The sequence below is a fragment of the Bacillus sp. 16GRE42 genome (genome assembly GCF_019837435.1).
GTDB classification, from domain to species: Bacteria; Bacillota; Bacilli; order Bacillales; family Bacillaceae_G; genus Bacillus_A; species Bacillus_A wiedmannii.
This window is the reverse complement of the sequence record NZ_JADAXF010000001.1, coordinates 1954793-1975481: the sequence shown is the minus strand read 5'-3', so window position 1 is coordinate 1975481 and position 20689 is coordinate 1954793. Positions and strand designations below refer to the sequence as shown.

The window sequence follows — 20689 nt, the reverse complement described above, 5'->3', positions numbered from 1 at the left end:
TCTTTTATTTTTCTTCAAATGATTTTAAGTTGTCGCGACGGACTTTATCTTTTTCTGCATCTGACTTTTTGAAATCATAATCATATAAAGCGCCTTCCCAATCACCGTACATTGGATTAGGGAAAATAATAAATTTCTCACCAAATTGTGCTTTTGAATCTGCAACTGTTTGATTGCGATCTTTTACAGATTTCCCATCAAAACCTGTGAAATCAGATAAGTTATCACCGAAGAATAAGACGATATCATGTGTTTGAGAAACGAGTTCACGGCGTTTTTCTTTTCCTTTTTCTTTCGGATCTTGTAGTAATATATGTTCTTTCGTTGCTTGAGGAGCACCTACACGCTCAAGATTTTTAATTGTTGCATCTAGTTGGTTCGTTTTACGATTTGAGATGTAGTAAATATCTACACCTTTAGATTCCGTATATTTTAAGAAATCAATTGCGCCTGGAAGGGCTTCAGCTTCAGCCTTATTAATCCAATCATCCCATTTGTAAGGATAGCCTTTTCCTGTTTTTACGCTCATTGCTTGATGAGGGCTGTTGTCTAAAACAGTTTCGTCTAAATCAAGTACGATAGCAGGCTTTTTCTCTGTCCCTTTTGCAAGAGCTGCATCAAGCTTCAATTGACCGATATTGTACCCTTGGTAGTAAAGTGCTTTCGTTTCACCGGCTGTTTGATACCATAAATCAGCCATTAATTGCTGTTCTGTTAATTTTACTTTTTCTTCTTTTGCCACTGTTTTCTCTGGTGTTCCTGAACATGCTACAAGCGATGTAGATAGAACTGCTACAGATAATAAAGTGGTAATACCCCTCTTCATCTTCATATGTATCCTCCTTGATGTTAGAAAATCATCTTATATTATATATTAAAATATAAAAATTTTTTATGAACATTTGCATATTGTCTTTTGTATATATAGTAGTATGTCCTATATTAGAAAGATGAGAAAAATGATGGAACTCATTTTGACAACTTTTATTGTCTTAATGACAATTATAATTGACAAACGAAATGATATTATTTACAATTTTAACTAAATAGAACAAATGATGGATTAAGGAGATGTTACATACTAAGAGGATGAAGTGTAGTGCTATATTTTATCCTGAATAAACATAGTCTTTGAAAGAGAGTATGAATGATATTAAAGGGGAGGCTTTATACTTTGAGTTTACAAATTCAAAACTTAACGAAACTATTTGGGGAATCAAAAGCAGTGAACGGTTTGCAAATTTCGTTACCAAAAGGTGAAGTACTAGGATTACTTGGACGAAATGGTGCAGGGAAAACAACGACAATCAAAATGCTTCTCGGATTATTAACGCCTAATGAAGGCTCTATTACATGGGATGGAAAATCATTTGGGACTAGTGGGGTAACAATTGGTTATTTACCAGAAGAAAGAGGTTTATATACAAAAAGTAGAGTAATAGACCAGTTGCGATATTTTGGTAGATTAGAAGGAATGACGAAAAAAGAAGTAGATCTTGCTATTGATCACTGGTTAGAGCGATTAGCGATACCAGAATATAAATTTAAAACGGCAGGAGAGCTTTCAAAAGGAAATCAGCAAAAAATCCAATTAATTGCTGCTCTTCTTCATAATCCTGAACTTCTCATTTTAGATGAACCATTTAGTGGACTGGATCCAGTTAATGCTGGAATGTTAGCTAGCATTATTGAAGATCAAGTACAGAGCGGAAAGACAATTATTTTATCCAGTCATCGTATGGAACAAGTAGAGGCTTTTTGCCAACATGTATGTATTTTGAAAAAAGGCGAAGCAGTCGTAAAAGGCCAGTTAAGTGATATTAAAAAAGAATACGGTTTCCGCAATTTAACGATTGAAGATACAGAAGAGAATGCGAAGGGATTAGAAGCTATTCATGTATCGTATGAAAAACAACAAGGCCTTCTTTATGTGCAAGTACAAGATGATGCAGAAGCTCTAAAGATTTTACAACAATTGCAAGAACAAGGTGTTACCTTACGACAATTTAAAATGTTAGAGCCGACGTTAAACGAAATCTTTGTAGAGAGGGCGAAATAACGATGCGTAAATTTTCTCACGTATTTTCATTTTATTTTAGGGAAGCGTTTTTATCTAAAAAATCATTAATTACGAGTGCGATTTTATTTTTAGTTGTGTTTGGACTTTTCGCATTTAATCATTTCACTGCTGATAACGATAAAGGAAAAGATAAATTTGCGGTAGTAACTGAAAGCGATACTTATAAAGTACAAGAAAGTGATATAACAAAGTTACTTCCGTCTGCTAAAGTAACTGTAGAAAATAAGGATAAATTTAATGAGCTACGTAAGCAAGTGGAAGATGGGGATTTAGATGGCTTATTCCGTATTACAGAAAAGAATGGTATTCCAGAAGTGACGTATATGTATAGTGGTTTTCCGAGCCAATCAACAGCTACACTTATGGCAAGTTATTTAAAGGAACAGTATACAGCGGTAATGATTGAAAAAAATAATGTATCTGCAGAAGTAGCCAAACAGTTACAGATGGAAATTCCGTTAAAGCAAGAGGCAGTAAAGGATCATGCATCTTCCTTTGGAATTGGTTATGTTTTCTCGTTTGCCTTATATATGTTTATTATTGTGTTTGGAACTGCAATTGGAACGACGATAGCATCTGAAAAATCATCTCGTGTTATGGAGTTAATGCTTCCGAAAGTAAAACCATTAACAATGCTACATGCCAAAATTTTAGCAATTGTTTCTAGTGCTTTACTATTACTAGTTATTGCTTCCTTCGGTTTTCTTGTACCATATTTATTAGGTTGGGTAGATTTAGAAAACGCATCTTTAATAGGACTTACACTAGACTTTTCTAAATTGGATGCGGTAGTAATTAGTATGTTCGTTGTATATTTTGTAACGGGTTACTTACTATATGCGATGTTATATGCAGCGGTTGGTGCTGTTGTATCAAAAATTGAGGATGTACAGTCTCTTTCGTTCCCAATTACAATGTTAGGGATAGCAGCATTTTTCATTAGTATTAAATCATTATTTGATCCTAATAGTACATTAGCTGTAGTTAGTTCATATATTCCATTCTTTACACCTATGGTTACATTTTCAAGACTTGTAGCTGGTGAAGCTGGGGCTGTAGAAATTGGTGTGACGTTAGTAATTTTATTGGTGACTATCGTTATCATCAATATGCTTGCAAGCCGCATTTACGTAAACGGCGTAATGAATTACTCAGATAAAGTGAAATTTAAAGATTTAGCGAAATTTATAAAGCGTCAATAATGAGAGAAAAGTATGATTTCCTATTGAAATCATGCTTTTTCTTTATGTATAAATTAAAAATAGTATATAATAATAAGAGTCGTCTTTTAATAGAATGAATACAAAGGAGGGTGTGCAGATGGGGATTAGTAGTCGGTTTACAGTAGGTGTTCATATGCTGACATTACTTGCGATAGATCGAAACTCTCGCTGTACCTCTGAATGGATTGCTGGTAGTGTGAATACAAATCCAGTTGTGATTCGTCGCATTACAGGAATGTTGAAGAGAGCAGGACTTGTTGATGTACAAGCTGGTAAAGGTGGTACGACACTTGCTCGTGATTTAGAAGAAATTACATTACTTGATGTATATAAAGCAGTGGAAGTTGTAGAAGAAGGGCAACTATTTTCCTTCCATGAAAATCCCAACATTGAATGTCCAGTAGGAGCTAATATTCAATCAGTATTAGAAATTATTTTAATGCAAGCGCAAGAAGCGATGGAAAACGTACTTGCAAATGTAACAGTAGATCAATTAGTTACAAACTTAAAGTCTAAAATGAAAGAGTAAAAAAGCGAGCAACCTCATAATGAGGGCTCGCCTTTTTTTAGTCAGAAATATTGAAAATTCTATTTTTCAGTATTTAAAATAAATTTACCAACAATAGCTGCTACGATACCACCAAGAATTGGTGCAACGATGAATACCCATAGTTGAGAAAGTGCTTCTCCGCCAGCGAATAAAGCTGGTGCGATACTACGAGCTGGGTTAACAGAAGTTCCAGTTAACGGAATACCTAATAAGTGAACTAAAACTAATGTGAAACCAATTACTAATCCTGCTAGAGAAGAACTTCCTTTTTTACCTGTTACAGCAACGATAACTAAAATGAATACGAAAGTTAAAATAAATTCAACTAGAAATGCTCCAGATAAACCAAGAGTTCCAAAACCATTTTGTCCTAAATTATCTAAAGGTGTTTTAGCAGAGCGTAAAATCGTTACTAACGTTGCAGTTCCTAATAAACCACCTAAAATTTGAGCTAATACATAATAACAAAGTTCCATAGCGTTCATTCTTTTGTTGATGAACATTGCTACTGATACTGCTGGGTTAATGTGACATCCAGAAATTGTCCCGATGCTATATGCCATAGCCACAATAGATAGACCGAAAGCCATAGCGATTCCTAATGTTCCAATTCCTTCAATTCCGCCGCCAATGACAGCTACTCCAGTTCCGAATAATACAAGTACAAATGTACCAATAAATTCAGCGATTGCTTTTTTTAACATAATTTACCTCCTAATATTGCGCATGAAACGTATTATAACATAGGTTTTAGTATAAACAGCTAATGAAATACTATTCTGATAAGGCGAAATAGGAGGACAATAAAAAAAGAGTATAGTTCTTTGTTAGAGAACTATACTCTTTTTTATGCAGTTTTTTTCTGCTTAACGACTGGAGCAGAACGGTTTAAAACGCTATTTGCAACCATTCCTAACATAATAATAATCATTCCAAGTAGGGAAAGACCACCAGGAAATGAACCATTCAAGAAAACAATTTCGCCAAGCACGGTAAAGACCATCGTTCCAGCTTGCGTTGCTTCAACAGCTCCAAGTAGAGCGAAGTTATCTTTGGCTAAGTCAGTAGCAAAGAAAAATGTCATCGTTGCAATTACACCAGAACATAATGCTAATAAAAATCCTTGCAACATTTGGCTGGATGTTGGAATACCAGTAGTAGAAAATCCGTATATACCAAGTAAAATTGTTATAGGTAGACTTCCTATTGCCATTCCTAATACACGTTGGAACGTATCAAGACGTCCACCAACAAGTTCCATCATTTTTCGGTTGCCGAATGGATATAAGAAGGCTGCTACTACGACAGGTAAAAAACCTGAAATGAACTGAGTCATTGTAATATGACCTGCTGCAGTTGCTTGCATACAAATTACACCAAGTAAAATAAATAATGCGACATATAAACTACGAAGTGGAATTTTTCCGCGTACAAGTTTTGTGCCTGATTTCGTTTCTATTTTAACGAAGAATAACGGTGATAAAAGTAGCCCTGCTAATATAGTAACTTGCCAAGTTCCAGCAACGAGCCAAGCTGGAGAAAAGACAGCTGCGAAACTTAATAAAGAATAGAAACCAATACCAGCAACAGACCCCCATCCAATCCACGCTAATGGATGTTTCTTTAATTCTTCCCATAAACCTCTTAAGTTTTTGCGAAATAAAACGATAAGGAATAAAATAGGGAGAGCAAATAAAAAACGGAAGGAAGCTGTCCAGGCCCAGCTCGTTCCAGATACATTCATCGCTCGATTAATAATAAAGGTTGCGGAAAAAAAGGCTGATGATAAAAGGCCTAATAAAATTGCGCGCATGAAGTATAGCACTCCTTTCGGGATTTGATGATTATGTATAGTATAATATACTTAAAAATAATAAAAGTAAACTATTTTATACTTTAAGGTGGTTTTATAGATGAAAGAATATGAAGATATGCAAACGAAAGAAGTCATTCAGCAAGTAGGTCAGCTGTTAAGACAAATTCGAAATGAACAAAAATTAAGTTTAGAAGAATTAGCTCAAAAAACAGGAGTTAGTAAATTAACATTAGGAAAGATTGAAAGAGGCGAAACGAATCCAACGTTAGCTGTCATTTGGAAAATAACGAAAGGGTTATCGATTCCTTTATCGAGATTGATGGTTGTTGGAGAACCTGTAGCTGTGGCGCGCTGTGGAGAAGGATTTGCAGTAGATGTAGGACAAGCATGGCACTTAGAAACGATGTTCCGTTATACGAAAGAAACGGGGATGGAAATGCACCGTGCTTGTTTAAGGTCGAATAGTATATATGAACCAGAAGCTCATCATGAAGGTGCTATTGAGCTTGTAACGGTAATGAAAGGGAAAGTATGGATTCAAGTAGAAAGCGATGTATACGAATTAAATGAGTTTGACTCTATTCAATTTGAAGCGAATAAGAAACATAGTTATAGAAATGAAGAAGATGAAGTAGCAGTATTACATTTAACGATGAAATATTCTTCATGAAAAAATTCCCTATAGAAAAATCTATAGGGGGATTTTTTGTACGCTATGCTCAAATATATGAAAAAATGTTATTAGTAAGAGCGTGGCATAAGTAATAAACAAATAAAATAAACTAAAAACCCCGTCCCAAAACATAAAATAGCAATGACCCAAAGTATGCGAATGAGAGTAGAGCTAATATCAAAATATTCCCCTAAACCACCGCATATACCAAATAGCATTTTATCAGTTTCGGATTTACATAATCTTTTTGACATCTTCCAATCCACTCCTTTTTATCCCGCTTTAACTGCCCGTTAAAGCCCGATTGGTTCAACTAATGATCAGTGGGGGATGAACAAAACCCCCACTAATCAAAGTTTTACTTTATAGCAAACTATATACTTCTATTCTATATGGAAATTTATGAGAACACTATGAGGTTGTATGACATTTTTTTTAGGGAACAGTCGTATTAATTGTCTTAATTTTCAGTTGATATTACAATTATAGTAAGGGATATAAGGTAACTTTTAATAAAGGGTGGGGGAAATAGAGATGACAGTATATTGGTTGACTAATGTAATGCTTGAATCGGGGTATACATATGAAGAGGGAAGAATTTCCCGAACAGAAACAGAGTTATGTAGTTTACTCATTGAAGACGGACGAATTAAAAAAATGATAGCGGGGGCTGTTCAAGAGGAAGAGGTACTAATTCTTGATGCTAATCGTTTATTGATTTTGCCTGCTTTCGAAGAGATGCATATTCATATTGATAAGACGTATTATAGTGGCCCTTGGAAAGCATGTATGCCAGCAGAGAATATTTTCACACGTTTTCATGAAGAAGAAAAAATTTTGCCGAAGCAATTAGCAACTGCTCAAGATAGGGCAGAAAATATGTTAGCGTTATTGCTTCGAAATGGTGCAACGAATATAAGAACGCATTGTAATGTTGATCCGATTATTGGACTTGGTAATTTGGAGGCGACGTTAGCGGCGTTGGAAACATATAAAAATCAGGTTTCTGGTAGAATTGTTGCTTTTCCGCAACATGGATTATTGCGCAGCAATTCTGTGCAACTTGTGAAAGATGCGATGCGTATGGGTGCGCACCTAGTCGGTGGAGTGGATCCAGCTACAGTGGATAATGATATTGAAAAATCATTACATACCATTATGGATATCGCAGTAGAATTTAATGCGGATGTTGATATTCATCTGCATGATGCGAATAATCTTGGGACGTTTACGATGAAGCGATTGGCAAGTTTAACAGAAGAAGCGGGATGGCAAGGTCGCGTAACAATTAGTCATGCGCTTGGACTTGGTGGTGTTACGGATAAAGAAGTTGAAGAAGTGGCGGAAAGACTAGCTGCTTTAAACATTGATATTACTTCAACGGTGCCAATTGGGAAACAAGTAATCCCAATTCCGTTATTAGATAAAAAAGGTGTGAAAGTTTCATTAGGAAATGATAGTATTACTGATCATTGGTCACCGTTTGGCACAGGTGATATGCTGCAAAAGGCAAATCGATTAGCGGAACGTTTTGGCTGGAGTGACGAAAGGTCTTTAGGAAAAGCCCTTCGCTTTATTACGGGAGGAAAAGAAACGTTAAACAATGAAGGGAAGCGAGCATGGCCGAATGTAGGAGATGAAGCGAGTTTTGTTTTGACGAATGCAACATGTACTGCTGAAGCGGTAGCGCGTCAAACAGAGAAACGTTTAGTCGTGCATAAAGGGAATATTGTTGTTGGAAGTTTAAATGAGGTGGAATTAAATAATCTTGTGTAAAAGAATCGTTTGAATGTTTAGGGGAGGGTTCTAATTGTGAGTGTAGAACCCTTCTTTGTTATGCTTGCAATATATTTCTTATAGGGAAGCTAGAAAGGATGAAAAATTTGGACAATCAACATAACCAAAATCATATTATGGGAACTTTGCAATGGTTTATATTTTTATTAGCGAATTCAATCGCACTACCAATTGTCGTTGGCGGATTATTTCATCTTACGACGGAAGAAATATTTTATTTAATGCAGCGTACGTTTTTTGTAGTTGGTATATCTTCTTTTTTACAAGGGTGGTTTGGACATAGACTACCGATTGCGGATGGCCCAGCTGGATCTTGGGTTGGCGTATTTACCGTACTTGCTTACGCAACTGTCGGACAAGATCAATTACATAGTACGTTGCAAATTTTAGAATTAGGAATGATAATTTCCGGTGTTGTTTTAATAGGATTAGGAGTAACTGGTTTTATCGGACGTATTTTATTTTTATTCACGCCGCTTGTGACAGGGACGTTTTTACTTTTATTATGTTTACAATTAAGCGGTGTATTTCTAAAAGGAATGCTAGGAATTACTGCTACCGTTTCTCAAATCGATGGATTTACAGCGATAATCGCGTTTAGTATATTTTTGTTCGTTATTATACTATCTAATTTTGGAAAAGGTTTTGTCAAAAGTTATGCAGTTTTAATAGGATTAATTAGTGGGTGGATTCTTTTTCTCATTGCAGGAAAAGTTACGATTCCATCTCAAGTAACTCATTTTGTGCAACTTCCGCAAATATTTGCTTGGGGACTTCCAAAGTGGAATACAGGTATGGCTGTATCAAGTTTCGTTATGGTATGTATTTTAGTTTCAAATACAGTGGCAGCAATTATAGCAATTAATCAAGCTACTATTCAAAAAGGGACTATTGAACAGAAACAGTTGAAGGATGGTACGTGGGTTGGAGGAATTTCACATATCATTTCTTCTGTATTTTCAACTGTAGGTGTCGTACCATTACCAGCAACGGCAGGATTTATACGTTTAACGAAACAAAAGTATATACGATCATTCTTACTAGCATGTATGTTACTAGTCGTAATGTCACTGTTTCCAAGTATTATTCGTTACTTAGCATCGTTGCCATCCGCTGTCGCATCTGCGGTTTTAATGGCTTCGTTCGTACAGCTAATTGGAATTGGTTTTCATAATATAAAACAAGTGCCAATGAGCGAACGGAATGTAACGATTTTAGGAGTTGCTGTATTATTTGGAAGCGGTGTTATGTTTTTACCGTCTGGAGCACTTCAAACCTTGCCGTCTGTTATGCAATATATATTCGGAAATGGATTGTTCGTAGGTACAGTTGTCAGTATATTACTAGAACAAATATGGCGTATTGGAAAGTGAGTGGATACAAAGAGTGTGTGCACTGTATAAAAGTCTAAAATAACATGTGAAATAAAGCCCATTTTCATTCACCACCCGCACATTTCGTTCATACAATATCTTGACTAAATAAACACCCAACTTACACATACACGGCTCTGGCTTAAGCAAGGAGGGTTATACCAGTTGAAGGAAAAAGCGTATCAATCTAAACCGTTACTCACAAAAAGAGAGAGAGAAGTATTTGAATTACTGGTTCAAGATAAAACAACGAAGGAAATTGCAGGTGAACTTTTTATCAGTGAAAAAACAGTACGCAACCACATCTCAAACGCAATGCAAAAGCTAGGAGTTAAAGGACGTTCACAAGCAGTTGTTGAGCTTCTTCGCATGGGAGAGCTCGAACTATAAAAAGAAAGCCGACTTTTATATGAAGAGTCGGCTATTTTTCTGCCTGTTTCATGTTCTATATGAATGATAAGAACACTCCATACATAAATAGGTAGTAAGGAGGGGATATGTTGAAAAGGATATTGTTAGTTTCAACAAGCGCTCATGATATGAATGGACACCCGACTGGTTTGTGGTTGGAAGAGCTCGCAGCTCCTTATAATGTATTTAAAAAGGCTAAGTTCGATGTTGATATTGTGTCGATAAAGGGCGGTAAAGTACCTATTGATAGAGTGTCTATTCCAAATGGCATACCTCGTGAATTTAAGTATGTCGCTTCTTTATTGCAAAATACGAAGCCGATCTCAAATGTTCATTTTTCGGATTATGATGCAGTTTTATTTGGTGGTGGGTACGGGGCGATTGTAGATTTTCCGGGTAATCCATATGTTGCAAATTTAATTGAGAATATGTATAACAATAACAGAATTGTAGCGGCTGTTTGTCACGGAGTAAGTTCTTTAGTCGGTGTGAAAAATAAGGATGGCTCGTTTTTTAGTGCCGGTAAGCGTTTAACAGGTTATACGAATGATGAGGAAAAAGCTGTACATTTAGAAAAGCGAGTGCCGTTTTTATTAGAAAGTAAATTGAAAGAAGAAGGGGCTTTGTTTTATGTTGCTCCAAATTTCACACCGCATGTAGTAGTAGATGGACATTTAATTACAGGGCAAAACCCGCAGTCTAGTATGGAAATAGGGAAAGCTATAAGAAGAGCTGTAAATAAATTATAGAAAAAATGCTCGCTACTAATAAAGGTAGCGGGCATTTTTTCTATAGTGCAAATGAAAAATACCTTAAACTAAAAAGATGTATTGAGTATAATGACTTCATTTATAATTAATCGTGAATTTGCTATACTATTTTGTATGGACAAAAGGGGAGGCTCTTTTAATGAGAAAAGTTGCGTGTGCAAACACTTATATTAATAAAATAAAGCCCGTTATTAGAAAAACGAGTTTTAGCCAATTGAAAATAGATGAAATTGCGAAGTATATGGATATTAGTAAAGCTACTTTATATAAACGTTTTTCTTCAAAAGATGAGATTATTGAAGCTGTGGTAGAAGATTTTATGAACTACCTTCTTGAAGGAGATGCGGATAATCAAGATGAAAGTATGTCTTTTGCAGAACGTTTCCAAAAGACGTTTATCCATTCTTTAAAGTGTGTGACATATATTTCTGATGTCTTTTTACAAGATTTGAAAGAGGCATATCCGCACTTATCTGATCGGTTAGTTGCTGCACAACAAAATCGTAATCATAATTTGCAAATGTTTTTTGAAGCGGGTATGGAACAAGGCTACTTTAATAAAATGAACGCACAATTATTTATGGTGCAAGATGATGTGATGTTAAGACGTATTATAGATCATTCTTTTTGTATTCAGTACGATATTACGTTAAAGAAAGCGATACTTGATTTTTATCAACTAAAGAAGTACCAACTTTTTAAACCAGAGTATATAGAAGCAATTGATGATTCGGAAATTGAAAAAGAAGTTATTGCTATTTTGCAAATGATTTCGTAAAAAAGCAGGTTTTCCTATAGTAATGGAAAACCTGCTTTTTTTATTACATGTTATTTTTTATGTGTTGTAATACTAATTCAGCTACTGGACCACCTGAAGCTGGGTTTTGACCAGTTATAACACGATTATCTTCTACAGCGTAAGCTTCCCAAGGTTGCGCGGCTTTTTCGTAAAGCCCTCCATTTTTAATGAGTTCATCTTCTGTTAAAAATGGAACGAATTGATCCAATTCAACTAGTTTTTCTTCTTCATTTGAGAATCCTGTTACTTTTTTACCACTAATTAAGCGTTCCCCATTATTTAATGTGATATGAAATAAACCAGCAGCTCCGTGACAAACAGAGGAGACGATTCCGCCATTTTCATAAATGTTGCGGCTAATCATTTGAAGTTCTTTATTTTCTGGGAAGTCCCAAATTACACCGTGACCGCCTGCGTAATAAATCGCAGCGTAGTCTGCTGGATTCACTTCACTCGGTTTCATTGTAGAACCGAGACGATTCATAAATTCTTTCTTTTGATACCATTCCAAATCGACGCTCTCCGCCATTGCTAAACTATGCGGATCAATCGGTGTATAGCCGCCTTGTGGGCTGACATAATCTACTTCGTAACCAGCGTCTTCTACTTTTTTAACGAAATGGACAGCTTCACCGAGCCAAAGCCCAGTCGCTCTATTTAAAGTTGGATATTTTTCTACGCTCGTTAATACAACTAACATTTTTTTCTTCATCATAATCCTCCTGTAATGTTTCTTCTATATAAAAATTCTTTATTTACTTGATTTTATTAAGTTAGAAATTGCAAATTTGAATAACCATGTCAGTCCTCCTTATATCGGATTCGAAATTAGTGTATAATAATTTTTGAACAAAGTAAACTAAAAACACTAAATCAGTTCACTTTGTATGTTTTTCGTTGACAAAGTGTAATGCTGAAACTATGATAGTTCCATGAATATCGAACAACGTACATGTTTCGTTTCGAATTCAGTTTGTCGCGCGATACATGTATACATTTGATGAAGTTGTTTAATAGTGATAGCAGAGCTAAACAACTTTATTTTTCATTTAGAATTATTACAATCAGGAGAGGTGTTACACATGGGGAAAGTTATAAGCAACCATTCAAAATGGTTTGTTTTCACATTATGTTTTATCGTTTTATTAGGACCGATGAATGCGGTGTTATTTAATGTAGCTTTAGAGGATATTGCGAATGATTTATCCATTAGCCAATCGAAAGTAAGTTGGGTTGTAGTAGGGTATTCGTTAGTTGTCGGTATTGGTTCGATGATCTACGGGAAGTTGGCTGATCGTTATAGTGTAAAAAAACTATTAATTATTTCAATTATCATATTTGTAGCGGGTTCTATTATTGGATTTATGAATCAATCTTATGCGATTACCATTCTTGCAAGATTAGTGCAGGCAAGTGGGGGCGCGGCGTTTATTGCGCTTAGTATGATTGCAGTGGCAAAATTAGTTGTTCCTGATAAGAAGCCTGGTGCGTTAGCGATGATTAGTTCTTCTATTGCATTAGCAATAGGTGTTGGTCCTTTAGTTGGCGGGGCTATTACAAATACATTGGGGTGGCCATATTTATTTTTATTTATGGTTATTTCAGTAGTTGGGATTTTCTTGCTTATGAAATTTATGCCAGAAGAGGCGCAGCATACGGATGGAGCGTTTCATTTTGATTACATTGGAGCGGTGTTATTATTTGCGTTCATTACGACTGTTTTATTAGGTGTAAATATTAATAGTTGGCTATTTATGTTATCGGTAGCTTTCTTATTTTTATTCACGGTTCGTATGAAGAACGCGGAGCATCCATTTATTGATATTGAGTTGTTTACAAATAAACCATTTCTTCGTTTAATAGCGGTCGGATTTATAATGAATGTGGCGCTATGTGCTAGTTTATTATTATTACCATTGCTGTTAGGTAGAGAGCACGGATTGTCTCCATTTGTTATCGGAATTGTTTTGTTTGTTGCATCACTTTTTGGTATTGTATCTAGTTTTATTACTGGAAAGATTGTCCCTTCGTTTGGAAATGTGAATATGATTTATGTAGCGTCTGTCATTATGATCGTTGGCTTTTTAATTTTAGGGATTATTCCAAACGGGAACATAGTCGTTATTGTGTTGGCGATTATTTTAACGTTTATGAGTTATTCAGCCATTCAAGTATCAGTAAACACATTTATACCGAAAACATTACATCCAGCTAAAGTTGGAGTCGGTCTTGGTTTATATAATTTAATTAACTTTTTCGGTATGGCATTTGGACCAGCTGTAGCAAGCAAAATTATGGAATCTACAAATAGTTATCGTTTGAATTTTATTTTAATCGTCATTTTAATCTCTGCTCATTTCTTCTTATTAATAGGAATGTCTTCTTTCCAAAAAAAGATGGAGCGATAAATATGTACTTTATATAGAAGAAACCGACTTTCATATAGAAGGTCGGTTATTTTTCTGTCTTGCAAATTATGAAAAAAAGGAGCAAAATAAAAAAGTCCTAGTCTATACAGGTACAAATGAAAATTTTCATACAGAAGCAGTTTAAGTGAGCGAACTTAAAGTGTGTAAAATATAATGATAAAATAAGATGATGAATGAGAAAACGGGTGATGAAGTTGAATAGAGCAATCGGTGTTATCGATTCAGGAGTTGGTGGTTTAACAGTAGCGAAGGAATTAATTCGTCAGTTGCCGAAAGAGCGCATTATATATTTAGGGGATACAGCACGTTGCCCTTATGGTCCACGTTCTCGAGAAGAAGTGCGTCAATTTACGTGGGAAATGACGGAGCATTTACTAGATTTAAATATCAAAATGTTAGTTATTGCGTGTAATACAGCAACTGCGGTTGTATTAGAAGAGATGCAGAAACAATTACCAATTCCAGTGGTAGGAGTTATTCACCCAGGATCACGTACAGCTTTAAAAGTGACAAACACGTATCATGTTGGGATTATTGGAACGATTGGAACGGTGAAAAGTGGTGCATACGAAGAAGCGCTAAAGTCTATTAATAACCGTGTTATGGTAGAAAGTTTAGCGTGTCCGCCTTTCGTTGAGCTTGTAGAGAGTGGAAATTTTGAAAGTGAAATGGCGTATGAAGTTGTACGAGAAACGTTGCAACCGCTGAAAAATACTGATATTGATACACTTATTTTAGGTTGTACACATTATCCAATTTTAGGTCCTGTTATTAAAAAAGTAATGGGAGATAAAGTACAACTAATTAGTTCAGGTGATGAAACAGCGCGCGAAGTAAGTACAATTTTATACCATAGTAAAATGTTGAATGAGGGAGAGGAACAAAGTGATCATCTCTTCTTAACGACAGGAAAAATAGGCCTATTTAAAGAAATTGCATCAAAATGGTTCGGTCAACCGATTGAAAATGTGAAACATATTCATTTAGAAAAAGAATAATAGTAGAATCCATATAAGTGAGCTCCTGAGAAATCGGGAGTTTTTTGTTTATCCCGCTATTTGCCGGGTAGTAAGACCACCATTGATTAAAGTTTCACTTTATAAGAAGTATAGCTAGTTCTAAATCATGAAACAGCTCGTATACATAATAGTACAAACTTAGATTTTAGGGGGGAATGGCATGCCTAAATCCACTTTTAAATGGGTTGTTGGTGCTACTGTGAGCGCTGTTTTACTAACAGGGTGTGGCTTTATAAGTCAGGAGAAAGCAACGGAACAAATTGATCCGCCAAAACAAGTTACGTATACAGAGGGTGGAAAGAAAGAAGTAGCTAAGAAAGATAAGCAAGGACAAACGGTGAATAGAGAACTATACCTTGTTGATAAAAATGGTTATGTTGTACCGCAAACGTTAGCTATACCTACTCCGAAAGCGAATGAGGTCATTCAGCAAACGTTAGAGTACCTTGTGAAAGATGGACCGGTAACGAATTTATTACCGAATGGGTTCCGTGCAGTCATTCCAGCGAATACATCGATGACCTTAAATTTGAAAAAAGATGGGACGGCAGTCATTGATTTTTCTAAAGAAATGAAAAACTATGCAAAAGAAGAAGAGCGTCAAATGGTTGAGTCAATAGCGTGGACGTTGACGCAATTTAAAGAAATAAAACAAGTGCAGTTCCAAATAAATGGTGAGAAATTGGCGAAGATGCCTGTTGGTGGTACACCGCTTGGTGAAGGGGTGAGCCGTGCTAATGGTATCAACTTCGATGATGAACAAGTAGCGGATGTAACAAATACAAAACCAGTTACACTTTATTTTATGGCACAAAATAATAATAAACAGCAATACTACGTGCCAGTAACACGCCGCGTTGTAGAAGGGAAAGAAAGTGATTATGCAGCAATTATAGATGAACTTGTAAAAGGACCGATTCATCAAGCGCTTCTGAATGATTTTAATCCAGGAGTTAAGTTGATTACGAATCCGAAGTTACAAGATGGAAATCTTACATTAAACTTTAATGAAAATATATTTATAAACCCAGATAAAAATATGGTTTCAAATTACGTGTTGAAGTCGTTAGTTTTATCTTTAACAGAAAAGAAAGGCGTGAAAAGTGTTTCTATTGAAGTAAATGGTAAAGCGAATCTTATAGATGAAAAGGGCGGAAAGTTAATAAAACCTGTCGATCGTCCAGAAAACGTGAATACAGGTAGTTTTTAATCTTCAATAATTTGATATACTTAAGTAAGAAAGGGGAATTGCTTTTTGGGTTCCTCTTCTTTTATTGTATACATATCATACATTTAAATTTGGCTATACTAACAAGTAGTTATGAGGAGGTTATTTTTATGCGAGTAGATGGTAGAGAGAAAACAGAATTACGCCATATACATATTCATACGAATTATTTAAAAAATCCAGAGGGATCAGTATTAATTGAGGTTGGGGATACAAAGGTAATTTGCTCAGCGACAATTGAAGAGCGTGTCCCACCGTTTATGCGTGGAGAAGGAAAGGGCTGGGTAACAGCTGAATATGCGATGATTCCACGTGCAACAGAACAACGTACAATTAGGGAATCAAGTAAAGGGAAAGTAACAGGACGTACAATGGAAATCCAGCGCTTAATTGGACGAGCATTACGTGCGGTAGTTGACTTAGAAGCACTTGGTGAGAGAACGGTTTGGATTGATTGTGATGTTATTCAAGCGGATGGTGGAACGAGAACTGCTTCTATTACAGGTGCATATGTAGCAATGGTATTAGCGTTTGAGAAGTTATTACAAGCAGAAAAAGTATCTAAAATTCCAGTAAAAGATTATTTAGCAGCAACGTCAGTAGGGATTGTTGAAGAGCAAGGTGTTGTTTTAGATTTAAACTACGTAGAAGATTCTAAAGCAGACGTTGATATGAACGTGATTATGACTGGAAAAGGCCAGTTTGTTGAAGTGCAAGGAACTGGAGAAGAAGCGACGTTTAGCAGAGCGCAGTTAAATGAATTGCTTGATGCTGCGGAACAAGGCATCTTCCAACTGATTGACATGCAAAAAGAAGTGTTAGGTGACATCGTATCTCATATAGAGTAGAGGTGGAAAGTATGAAACAAGTTGTTGTAGCGACAAAAAATATGGGGAAAGTACGTGAATTTGCTGAGTTATTTGAGCGATTTGATTTAGAAGTAAAATCATTACACGATTTTCCTCATATTGAAGAAGTCGAAGAAACTGGTGAAACATTTGAAGAAAATGCGATCTTAAAAGCGGATAGTCTGAGTAGACAGCTGAATGCGATCGTAATCGCGGATGATTCAGGTCTTATTGTAGATGCTTTAAATGGAAAACCGGGCGTGTATTCAGCTCGTTTTGCTGGAGAGCCGAAAGATGATCAAGCGAATATTGATAAAGTGTTACAAGAATTAAATGACATAGCGTTTGAAAAGCGTAAAGCTCGTTTCTACTGTGCATTAGCAGTGGCTTTCCCTGAAGGTGATAAAAAGCCTGTCATTGTAAACGGGACGTGCGAAGGGTATATTTTAGAGCAGCGCCGCGGGGAAAACGGCTTTGGATATGATCCGATTTTTTATGTGGAAGAATATAAAAAAGCGATGGCGGAACTAAGTTCAGATGAGAAAAATGCCATTAGCCACCGTGGACGTGCTCTTCGTAAGTTAGAAGAAAAAATCCCTGAATGGTTTTTAGGAGAATAAGGGAGAGAGATTGATGAAAGCTTTAATCGTAAGCGATAGTCATAGCTCCGTGAAGGAATTACAGCAGTTGAAAGAGAAATATGAAGGAAAAGTAGATATCATGATTCATTGCGGTGATTCAGAGCTAACGCCTGCTCATGAAGAGCTGCAAGGTTTCCATGTTGTAAAAGGGAACTGTGATTATGCTAACTTTCAAGACGAAATTGTAACTGATGTAGATGGCATTCGTTTCGTAGTTGTGCACGGACATCGTCATAACGTGAAAATGACATTACAAACATTAGCGTACCATGCAGAAGAGGTAGGGGCGCAAGTTGCATGCTTCGGACACTCTCACGTATTAGGTGCAGAATTAATCGACGGCGTATTATTTATTAATCCAGGCAGTATTTTATTGCCACGTCAGCGTGTAGAAAAGACATTTGCTTTATTAGAAATGGATGAAAATCAAATGGAAGTTCGTTTTGAAACATTAGACGGACAACTAGTTGAACAAGCAGTTTTTAAAAGAGGATAAGAAAAATTATCCTCTTTTAAAAAAGGTGTTGACTTTATGTATGGTTATACATATAATAAATATTGTCGATAGGGCAACAGCGCTAACGAAGAAAAATAAAATAACATATGCGGGTGTAGTTTAGTGGTAAAACAAGAGCCTTCCAAGCTCTGGTCGAGAGTTCGATTCTCTTCACCCGCTCCATGTCCCAGTAGCTCAGCCGGATAGAGCATACGCCTTCTAAGCGTACGGTCGGGAGTTCGAATCTCTCCTGGGACGCTAAAAAAACCTTGTTATCTTTTGATAACAAGGTTTTTTGTTTGTTTAAAAATTGATGTATGTGCAAGAGGTGTAAAACATAACGTAATATATGATAATTATTATATATTACAGATTGAAGTACATTAAGAAAAGAGCGCCGTTTATGCGCCCTGTTCCTCATATTTAATTTAAAGAATCGATAGGCTTATGATGGAACTTAAATCCATATCCATATTCTCCTAATTGTTCACTTAGAATGTTATAAAACTTTTTACCATTCTAGTACGATTGAGCAGCTGTTATCGGAACTTATCCACGACAGTGTGTTACAATTAATAGAAGCGGAAAACGAGAATCTCCAATTGACTGGACGTGTGATTGGTTGGACAGTTTAAGAAGGTTGTATAAAAAAGGGAGATGGCGCAAAGATGGCGAGATCAAATGAGAATGATTTAACGGAGAAATTGGCAGAAGGTCACCGGAAATATGGTGATGGCAACTTTACAGTACAGAACATCGGTGATGAAACTAACCCAGATTGGACTGTCATAAAAAATGTGAGGAAGGGATCGGCAGGCATTCGTGAAGGAGAAGATATATTAAGACTGCGATCAAAATATATAAAATAGTACAGAAATGAGCGGAGTGGGAGTTCAACTCTCTCCTGGGACGCTAAAAAAACCTTGTTATCTTTTGATAACAAGGTTTTTTGTTTGTTTTAAATTAGTTATTAATAAATTTGTCAAAGACAAAACCATAATCTTTCACGTTATATTGTTTCTTCGTATCAACGAGCCAGTTAAAGGCGATCTCGTTCATTTCTTTAAATTGTTCTGCTAAATTTACTTGTGCGTTTGAAATACGGCTGAAAGCGTTAGATGCCATATCTAGACTTTTATGTGCATACTGCAATGTAATGTCGTTGTCGTATGAAATTTCTTCTATTTTAAGTAAAGCCTTATATAAATCTTTTAATTCTTCGATATGTTTTTTATGAACATCAATTGAATAATGCTCATCTCCCATTTGAAACTTAATTTCTACATCTAAATCAATTGTTCCCGCAGTTTCAAGTGCTACATTTTTAATTTGATATTTACTATAGCTAAAGCGGCGTAGTGTACGTTTTTTACTTGTTGCGCTTGTACCATCTAGGTGAAGTAATCCTTTGTTTGTGAAACAATATTCATCTGATTTTGATTTGATTAGAAAATAAATTTTCTCCCCATCTTCATGCATCACGTAATCATCAGCATCAACTTTATCGTAATCTTTCGGTGTGATGACAGAACCAACATCGCTTAGTCCTAATACATCTGCAGCCATTTTCTTAAACATATATAATCCCCCTTGTAAATTAAATTCTTAATTGTATAAAAATATATTAACATGATTTCAATAAAGTGTTTTCTTATAATTGAAAATTTTTAAAGGTAAGTTAAGAAAAGTAACGAATAATTATTTCAACTCTAAGTTATTTAGTAAATCTATCAGTTTAAGAGTGGATTCTCCGAAAAAAAATCAAGAGAAAAAAGTTAATCTTGTAAGTAATTATAGAGAAATTCCGTGAAAACCTCTCAAATAATATGAGGTTTTTTTCTATACATTTTGAAATCTTACAATTCTGTAAGGTAACTGTAAGGAAGTTCGATGGTAACAAATTGCTAATCCTCTATAATGAAGGTAACAACGATAAAACGAGGAGGAAGAAATGATGAAAGGGTTAATCGTAACGGGTTTAACAGTTGCTTTTGGATTTGTAGCGTATGAGAAATTAACGTATGTAGTTGATGTTGTAAAACATTTAATCGCTTAGTAAAAAAACTGCCATGAGAGGGAAAGGGAATGAGTGAATGAATGGAATGGTTATTTGGAATTATAGGTACTTGTAGTGTAGTGTTATTGTTCTTTGTCCCGAGTGGTATACTTAGTTCGACAACGAGTTTGTTCTTCTTAAGTTTGTTTGCTTGTACGATGCTTATTATTATGTTTTTAATGAAGCGAAGTAAACCAATCTTCTATTGTAGCATGATTGTTATGGCAATTATTGTTCTCCAAATTATTACCCTTGTTATATACCCCACTATTATAAAAGCTTTCCATTAATGATGAATCCTCTGCTTTAATTGCTGAGGATTTTTATTTGCACATTTTTAATTTTCGGTAAGGATTTGTTTATATTCAAATATAAAAATTAAATATTTCCATATTTCAAACAAAGGGTTTTGGGATGTTGTGTTCTTATTACTCATTTGATATATTTACTTTAAAGATAATTAAAATCTAGAAAAAGAGG

At 35.5% G+C, this 20689-nt stretch carries 23 protein-coding genes, 2 tRNA genes and 1 pseudogene; 19 read left to right on the top strand and 7 right to left on the bottom strand.

Annotated elements, in window-relative coordinates; genetic code table 11:
- Positions 1–4 precede the first annotated feature (4 nt).
- The gene (locus tag ILS93_RS10260) at positions 5–832 is read right to left on the bottom strand and encodes a 5'-nucleotidase, lipoprotein e(P4) family (protein WP_088048047.1); all 828 of its coding nucleotides are present in this window, start codon (positions 830–832) and stop codon (positions 5–7) included.
- A 342-nt stretch (positions 833–1174) separates the two neighbouring features.
- Here ILS93_RS10260 and ILS93_RS10255 point away from each other — a divergent pair, with 342 nt between their 5' ends.
- The 3 genes from ILS93_RS10255 (at position 1175) to ILS93_RS10245 (ending at position 3832) form a co-directional block, all read left to right on the top strand.
- Entirely contained in the window at positions 1175–2059 is an 885-nt protein-coding gene (locus ILS93_RS10255; protein ID WP_222660393.1) for an ABC transporter ATP-binding protein, read from the top strand.
- A 2-nt stretch (positions 2060–2061) separates the two neighbouring features.
- The gene (locus ILS93_RS10250; RefSeq protein ID WP_064474664.1) at positions 2062–3282 is read left to right on the top strand and encodes an ABC transporter permease; all 1221 of its coding nucleotides are present in this window, start codon (positions 2062–2064) and stop codon (positions 3280–3282) included.
- 118 nt (positions 3283–3400) lie between these two features.
- Positions 3401–3832, top strand: a complete 432-nt coding sequence (locus tag ILS93_RS10245) for an Rrf2 family transcriptional regulator (protein ID WP_000512998.1) — start codon at positions 3401–3403, stop codon at positions 3830–3832.
- A 59-nt stretch (positions 3833–3891) separates the two neighbouring features.
- On the opposite strand, the gene ILS93_RS10240 is transcribed toward ILS93_RS10245, so the two are convergent.
- Positions 3892–4557 carry an MIP/aquaporin family protein gene (locus tag ILS93_RS10240; RefSeq protein WP_000913204.1) on the bottom strand — a complete coding sequence of 222 codons (666 nt, stop codon included), beginning with the start codon at positions 4555–4557 and terminating at the stop codon, positions 3892–3894.
- Between the two features lie 143 nt (positions 4558–4700).
- Entirely contained in the window at positions 4701–5666 is a 966-nt protein-coding gene (locus tag ILS93_RS10235; protein WP_064474665.1) for a DMT family transporter, read from the bottom strand.
- A 100-nt stretch (positions 5667–5766) separates the two neighbouring features.
- Between ILS93_RS10235 and ILS93_RS10230 the strand changes: the two genes are divergently transcribed.
- The gene (locus ILS93_RS10230) at positions 5767–6339 is read left to right on the top strand and encodes a helix-turn-helix domain-containing protein (protein WP_064474666.1); all 573 of its coding nucleotides are present in this window, start codon (positions 5767–5769) and stop codon (positions 6337–6339) included.
- Between the two features lie 71 nt (positions 6340–6410).
- On the opposite strand, the gene ILS93_RS10225 is transcribed toward ILS93_RS10230, so the two are convergent.
- Positions 6411–6596, bottom strand: coding sequence for a PspC domain-containing protein (locus ILS93_RS10225; protein WP_000044335.1), 186 nt, complete (start codon positions 6594–6596; stop codon positions 6411–6413).
- A gap of 280 nt (positions 6597–6876) precedes the next feature.
- Here ILS93_RS10225 and ILS93_RS10220 point away from each other — a divergent pair, with 280 nt between their 5' ends.
- The 5 genes from ILS93_RS10220 (at position 6877) to ILS93_RS10200 (ending at position 11471) form a co-directional block, all read left to right on the top strand.
- Positions 6877–8118, top strand: coding sequence for an amidohydrolase family protein (locus ILS93_RS10220; protein WP_098101645.1), 1242 nt, complete (start codon positions 6877–6879; stop codon positions 8116–8118).
- A 98-nt stretch (positions 8119–8216) separates the two neighbouring features.
- Complete coding sequence (locus ILS93_RS10215) at positions 8217–9512, top strand: purine/pyrimidine permease (RefSeq protein ID WP_222660390.1); 1296 nt, start codon at positions 8217–8219, stop codon at positions 9510–9512.
- A gap of 165 nt (positions 9513–9677) precedes the next feature.
- The gene (gene gerE, locus ILS93_RS10210; protein ID WP_000659484.1) at positions 9678–9902 is read left to right on the top strand and encodes a spore germination transcription factor GerE; all 225 of its coding nucleotides are present in this window, start codon (positions 9678–9680) and stop codon (positions 9900–9902) included.
- A gap of 107 nt (positions 9903–10009) precedes the next feature.
- Entirely contained in the window at positions 10010–10672 is a 663-nt protein-coding gene (locus ILS93_RS10205; RefSeq protein WP_222660388.1) for a type 1 glutamine amidotransferase domain-containing protein, read from the top strand.
- A gap of 160 nt (positions 10673–10832) precedes the next feature.
- Entirely contained in the window at positions 10833–11471 is a 639-nt protein-coding gene (locus ILS93_RS10200) for a TetR/AcrR family transcriptional regulator (protein ID WP_001233026.1), read from the top strand.
- 43 nt (positions 11472–11514) lie between these two features.
- On the opposite strand, the gene ILS93_RS10195 is transcribed toward ILS93_RS10200, so the two are convergent.
- Positions 11515–12204: a type 1 glutamine amidotransferase domain-containing protein gene (locus tag ILS93_RS10195; RefSeq protein ID WP_222660386.1), complete on the bottom strand. Its 690-nt coding sequence runs from the start codon at positions 12202–12204 to the stop codon at positions 11515–11517.
- Between the two features lie 370 nt (positions 12205–12574).
- Here ILS93_RS10195 and ILS93_RS10190 point away from each other — a divergent pair, with 370 nt between their 5' ends.
- From ILS93_RS10190 to ILS93_RS10155, 8 genes are all read left to right on the top strand, one after another.
- Positions 12575–13900, top strand: coding sequence for an MFS transporter (locus tag ILS93_RS10190; RefSeq protein WP_149173650.1), 1326 nt, complete (start codon positions 12575–12577; stop codon positions 13898–13900).
- Between the two features lie 209 nt (positions 13901–14109).
- A complete protein-coding gene (gene racE, locus ILS93_RS10185) occupies positions 14110–14919 on the top strand; it encodes a glutamate racemase (protein ID WP_000774000.1) in 810 nt (269 codons plus the stop codon).
- A 181-nt stretch (positions 14920–15100) separates the two neighbouring features.
- Positions 15101–16150 (top strand): spore germination protein GerM, encoded by a 1050-nt coding sequence (gene gerM, locus ILS93_RS10180; RefSeq protein WP_222660383.1) that lies wholly within the window; start codon positions 15101–15103, stop codon positions 16148–16150.
- 128 nt (positions 16151–16278) lie between these two features.
- Positions 16279–17016: a ribonuclease PH gene (gene rph, locus ILS93_RS10175; protein ID WP_222660381.1), complete on the top strand. Its 738-nt coding sequence runs from the start codon at positions 16279–16281 to the stop codon at positions 17014–17016.
- Between the two features lie 11 nt (positions 17017–17027).
- Positions 17028–17636 carry an XTP/dITP diphosphatase gene (locus ILS93_RS10170; RefSeq protein ID WP_046956272.1) on the top strand — a complete coding sequence of 203 codons (609 nt, stop codon included), beginning with the start codon at positions 17028–17030 and terminating at the stop codon, positions 17634–17636.
- Between the two features lie 13 nt (positions 17637–17649).
- Positions 17650–18153: a metallophosphoesterase gene (locus ILS93_RS10165; RefSeq protein WP_064474675.1), complete on the top strand. Its 504-nt coding sequence runs from the start codon at positions 17650–17652 to the stop codon at positions 18151–18153.
- A gap of 109 nt (positions 18154–18262) precedes the next feature.
- Positions 18263–18336 (top strand) — tRNA-Gly (locus tag ILS93_RS10160).
- 1 nt (position 18337) lies between these two features.
- A tRNA-Arg gene (locus tag ILS93_RS10155) sits at positions 18338–18411 on the top strand.
- Positions 18412–18576: 165 nt separating this feature from the next.
- Here ILS93_RS10155 and ILS93_RS29190 read toward each other — a convergent pair.
- Positions 18577–18669 (bottom strand): annotated as a pseudogene (locus ILS93_RS29190) (DUF6572 domain-containing protein); the annotation flags it as partial.
- Between the two features lie 152 nt (positions 18670–18821).
- Here ILS93_RS29190 and ILS93_RS10150 point away from each other — a divergent pair.
- Positions 18822–19022: a hypothetical protein gene (locus tag ILS93_RS10150; RefSeq protein ID WP_000124457.1), complete on the top strand. Its 201-nt coding sequence runs from the start codon at positions 18822–18824 to the stop codon at positions 19020–19022.
- A gap of 94 nt (positions 19023–19116) precedes the next feature.
- Here ILS93_RS10150 and ILS93_RS10145 read toward each other — a convergent pair whose 3' ends face one another.
- Complete coding sequence (locus ILS93_RS10145) at positions 19117–19731, bottom strand: PH domain-containing protein (RefSeq protein ID WP_000473874.1); 615 nt, start codon at positions 19729–19731, stop codon at positions 19117–19119.
- Between the two features lie 519 nt (positions 19732–20250).
- Between ILS93_RS10145 and ILS93_RS10140 the strand changes: the two genes are divergently transcribed.
- A complete protein-coding gene (locus tag ILS93_RS10140; protein WP_001973787.1) occupies positions 20251–20499 on the top strand; it encodes a hypothetical protein in 249 nt (82 codons plus the stop codon).
- Positions 20500–20689: the final 190 nt, after the last annotated feature.

Excerpts from the sequence above, each read along its gene's own strand:
- ILS93_RS10260 (WP_088048047.1), bottom strand. The coding sequence starts at position 832 with ATGAAGATGAAGAGGGGTATTACCACTTTATTATCTGTAGCAGTTCTA.
- ILS93_RS10250 (WP_064474664.1), top strand. The coding sequence starts at position 2,062 with ATGCGTAAATTTTCTCACGTATTTTCATTTTATTTTAGGGAAGCGTTT.
- ILS93_RS10245 (WP_000512998.1), top strand. The coding sequence starts at position 3,401 with ATGGGGATTAGTAGTCGGTTTACAGTAGGTGTTCATATGCTGACATTA.
- ILS93_RS10240 (WP_000913204.1), bottom strand. The coding sequence starts at position 4,557 with ATGTTAAAAAAAGCAATCGCTGAATTTATTGGTACATTTGTACTTGTA.
- ILS93_RS10235 (WP_064474665.1), bottom strand. The coding sequence starts at position 5,666 with ATGCGCGCAATTTTATTAGGCCTTTTATCATCAGCCTTTTTTTCCGCA.
- ILS93_RS10230 (WP_064474666.1), top strand. The coding sequence starts at position 5,767 with ATGAAAGAATATGAAGATATGCAAACGAAAGAAGTCATTCAGCAAGTA.
- ILS93_RS10225 (WP_000044335.1), bottom strand. The coding sequence starts at position 6,596 with ATGTCAAAAAGATTATGTAAATCCGAAACTGATAAAATGCTATTTGGT.
- ILS93_RS10220 (WP_098101645.1), top strand. The coding sequence starts at position 6,877 with ATGACAGTATATTGGTTGACTAATGTAATGCTTGAATCGGGGTATACA.
- ILS93_RS10215 (WP_222660390.1), top strand. The coding sequence starts at position 8,217 with ATGAAAAATTTGGACAATCAACATAACCAAAATCATATTATGGGAACT.
- ILS93_RS10205 (WP_222660388.1), top strand. The coding sequence starts at position 10,010 with ATGTTGAAAAGGATATTGTTAGTTTCAACAAGCGCTCATGATATGAAT.
- ILS93_RS10200 (WP_001233026.1), top strand. The coding sequence starts at position 10,833 with ATGAGAAAAGTTGCGTGTGCAAACACTTATATTAATAAAATAAAGCCC.
- ILS93_RS10195 (WP_222660386.1), bottom strand. The coding sequence starts at position 12,204 with ATGAAGAAAAAAATGTTAGTTGTATTAACGAGCGTAGAAAAATATCCA.
- ILS93_RS10190 (WP_149173650.1), top strand. The coding sequence starts at position 12,575 with ATGGGGAAAGTTATAAGCAACCATTCAAAATGGTTTGTTTTCACATTA.
- racE (WP_000774000.1), top strand. The coding sequence starts at position 14,110 with ATGAAGTTGAATAGAGCAATCGGTGTTATCGATTCAGGAGTTGGTGGT.
- gerM (WP_222660383.1), top strand. The coding sequence starts at position 15,101 with ATGCCTAAATCCACTTTTAAATGGGTTGTTGGTGCTACTGTGAGCGCT.
- rph (WP_222660381.1), top strand. The coding sequence starts at position 16,279 with ATGCGAGTAGATGGTAGAGAGAAAACAGAATTACGCCATATACATATT.
- ILS93_RS10170 (WP_046956272.1), top strand. The coding sequence starts at position 17,028 with ATGAAACAAGTTGTTGTAGCGACAAAAAATATGGGGAAAGTACGTGAA.
- ILS93_RS10165 (WP_064474675.1), top strand. The coding sequence starts at position 17,650 with ATGAAAGCTTTAATCGTAAGCGATAGTCATAGCTCCGTGAAGGAATTA.
- ILS93_RS10150 (WP_000124457.1), top strand. The coding sequence starts at position 18,822 with ATGGCGAGATCAAATGAGAATGATTTAACGGAGAAATTGGCAGAAGGT.
- ILS93_RS10145 (WP_000473874.1), bottom strand. The coding sequence starts at position 19,731 with ATGTTTAAGAAAATGGCTGCAGATGTATTAGGACTAAGCGATGTTGGT.
- ILS93_RS10140 (WP_001973787.1), top strand. The coding sequence starts at position 20,251 with ATGGAATGGTTATTTGGAATTATAGGTACTTGTAGTGTAGTGTTATTG.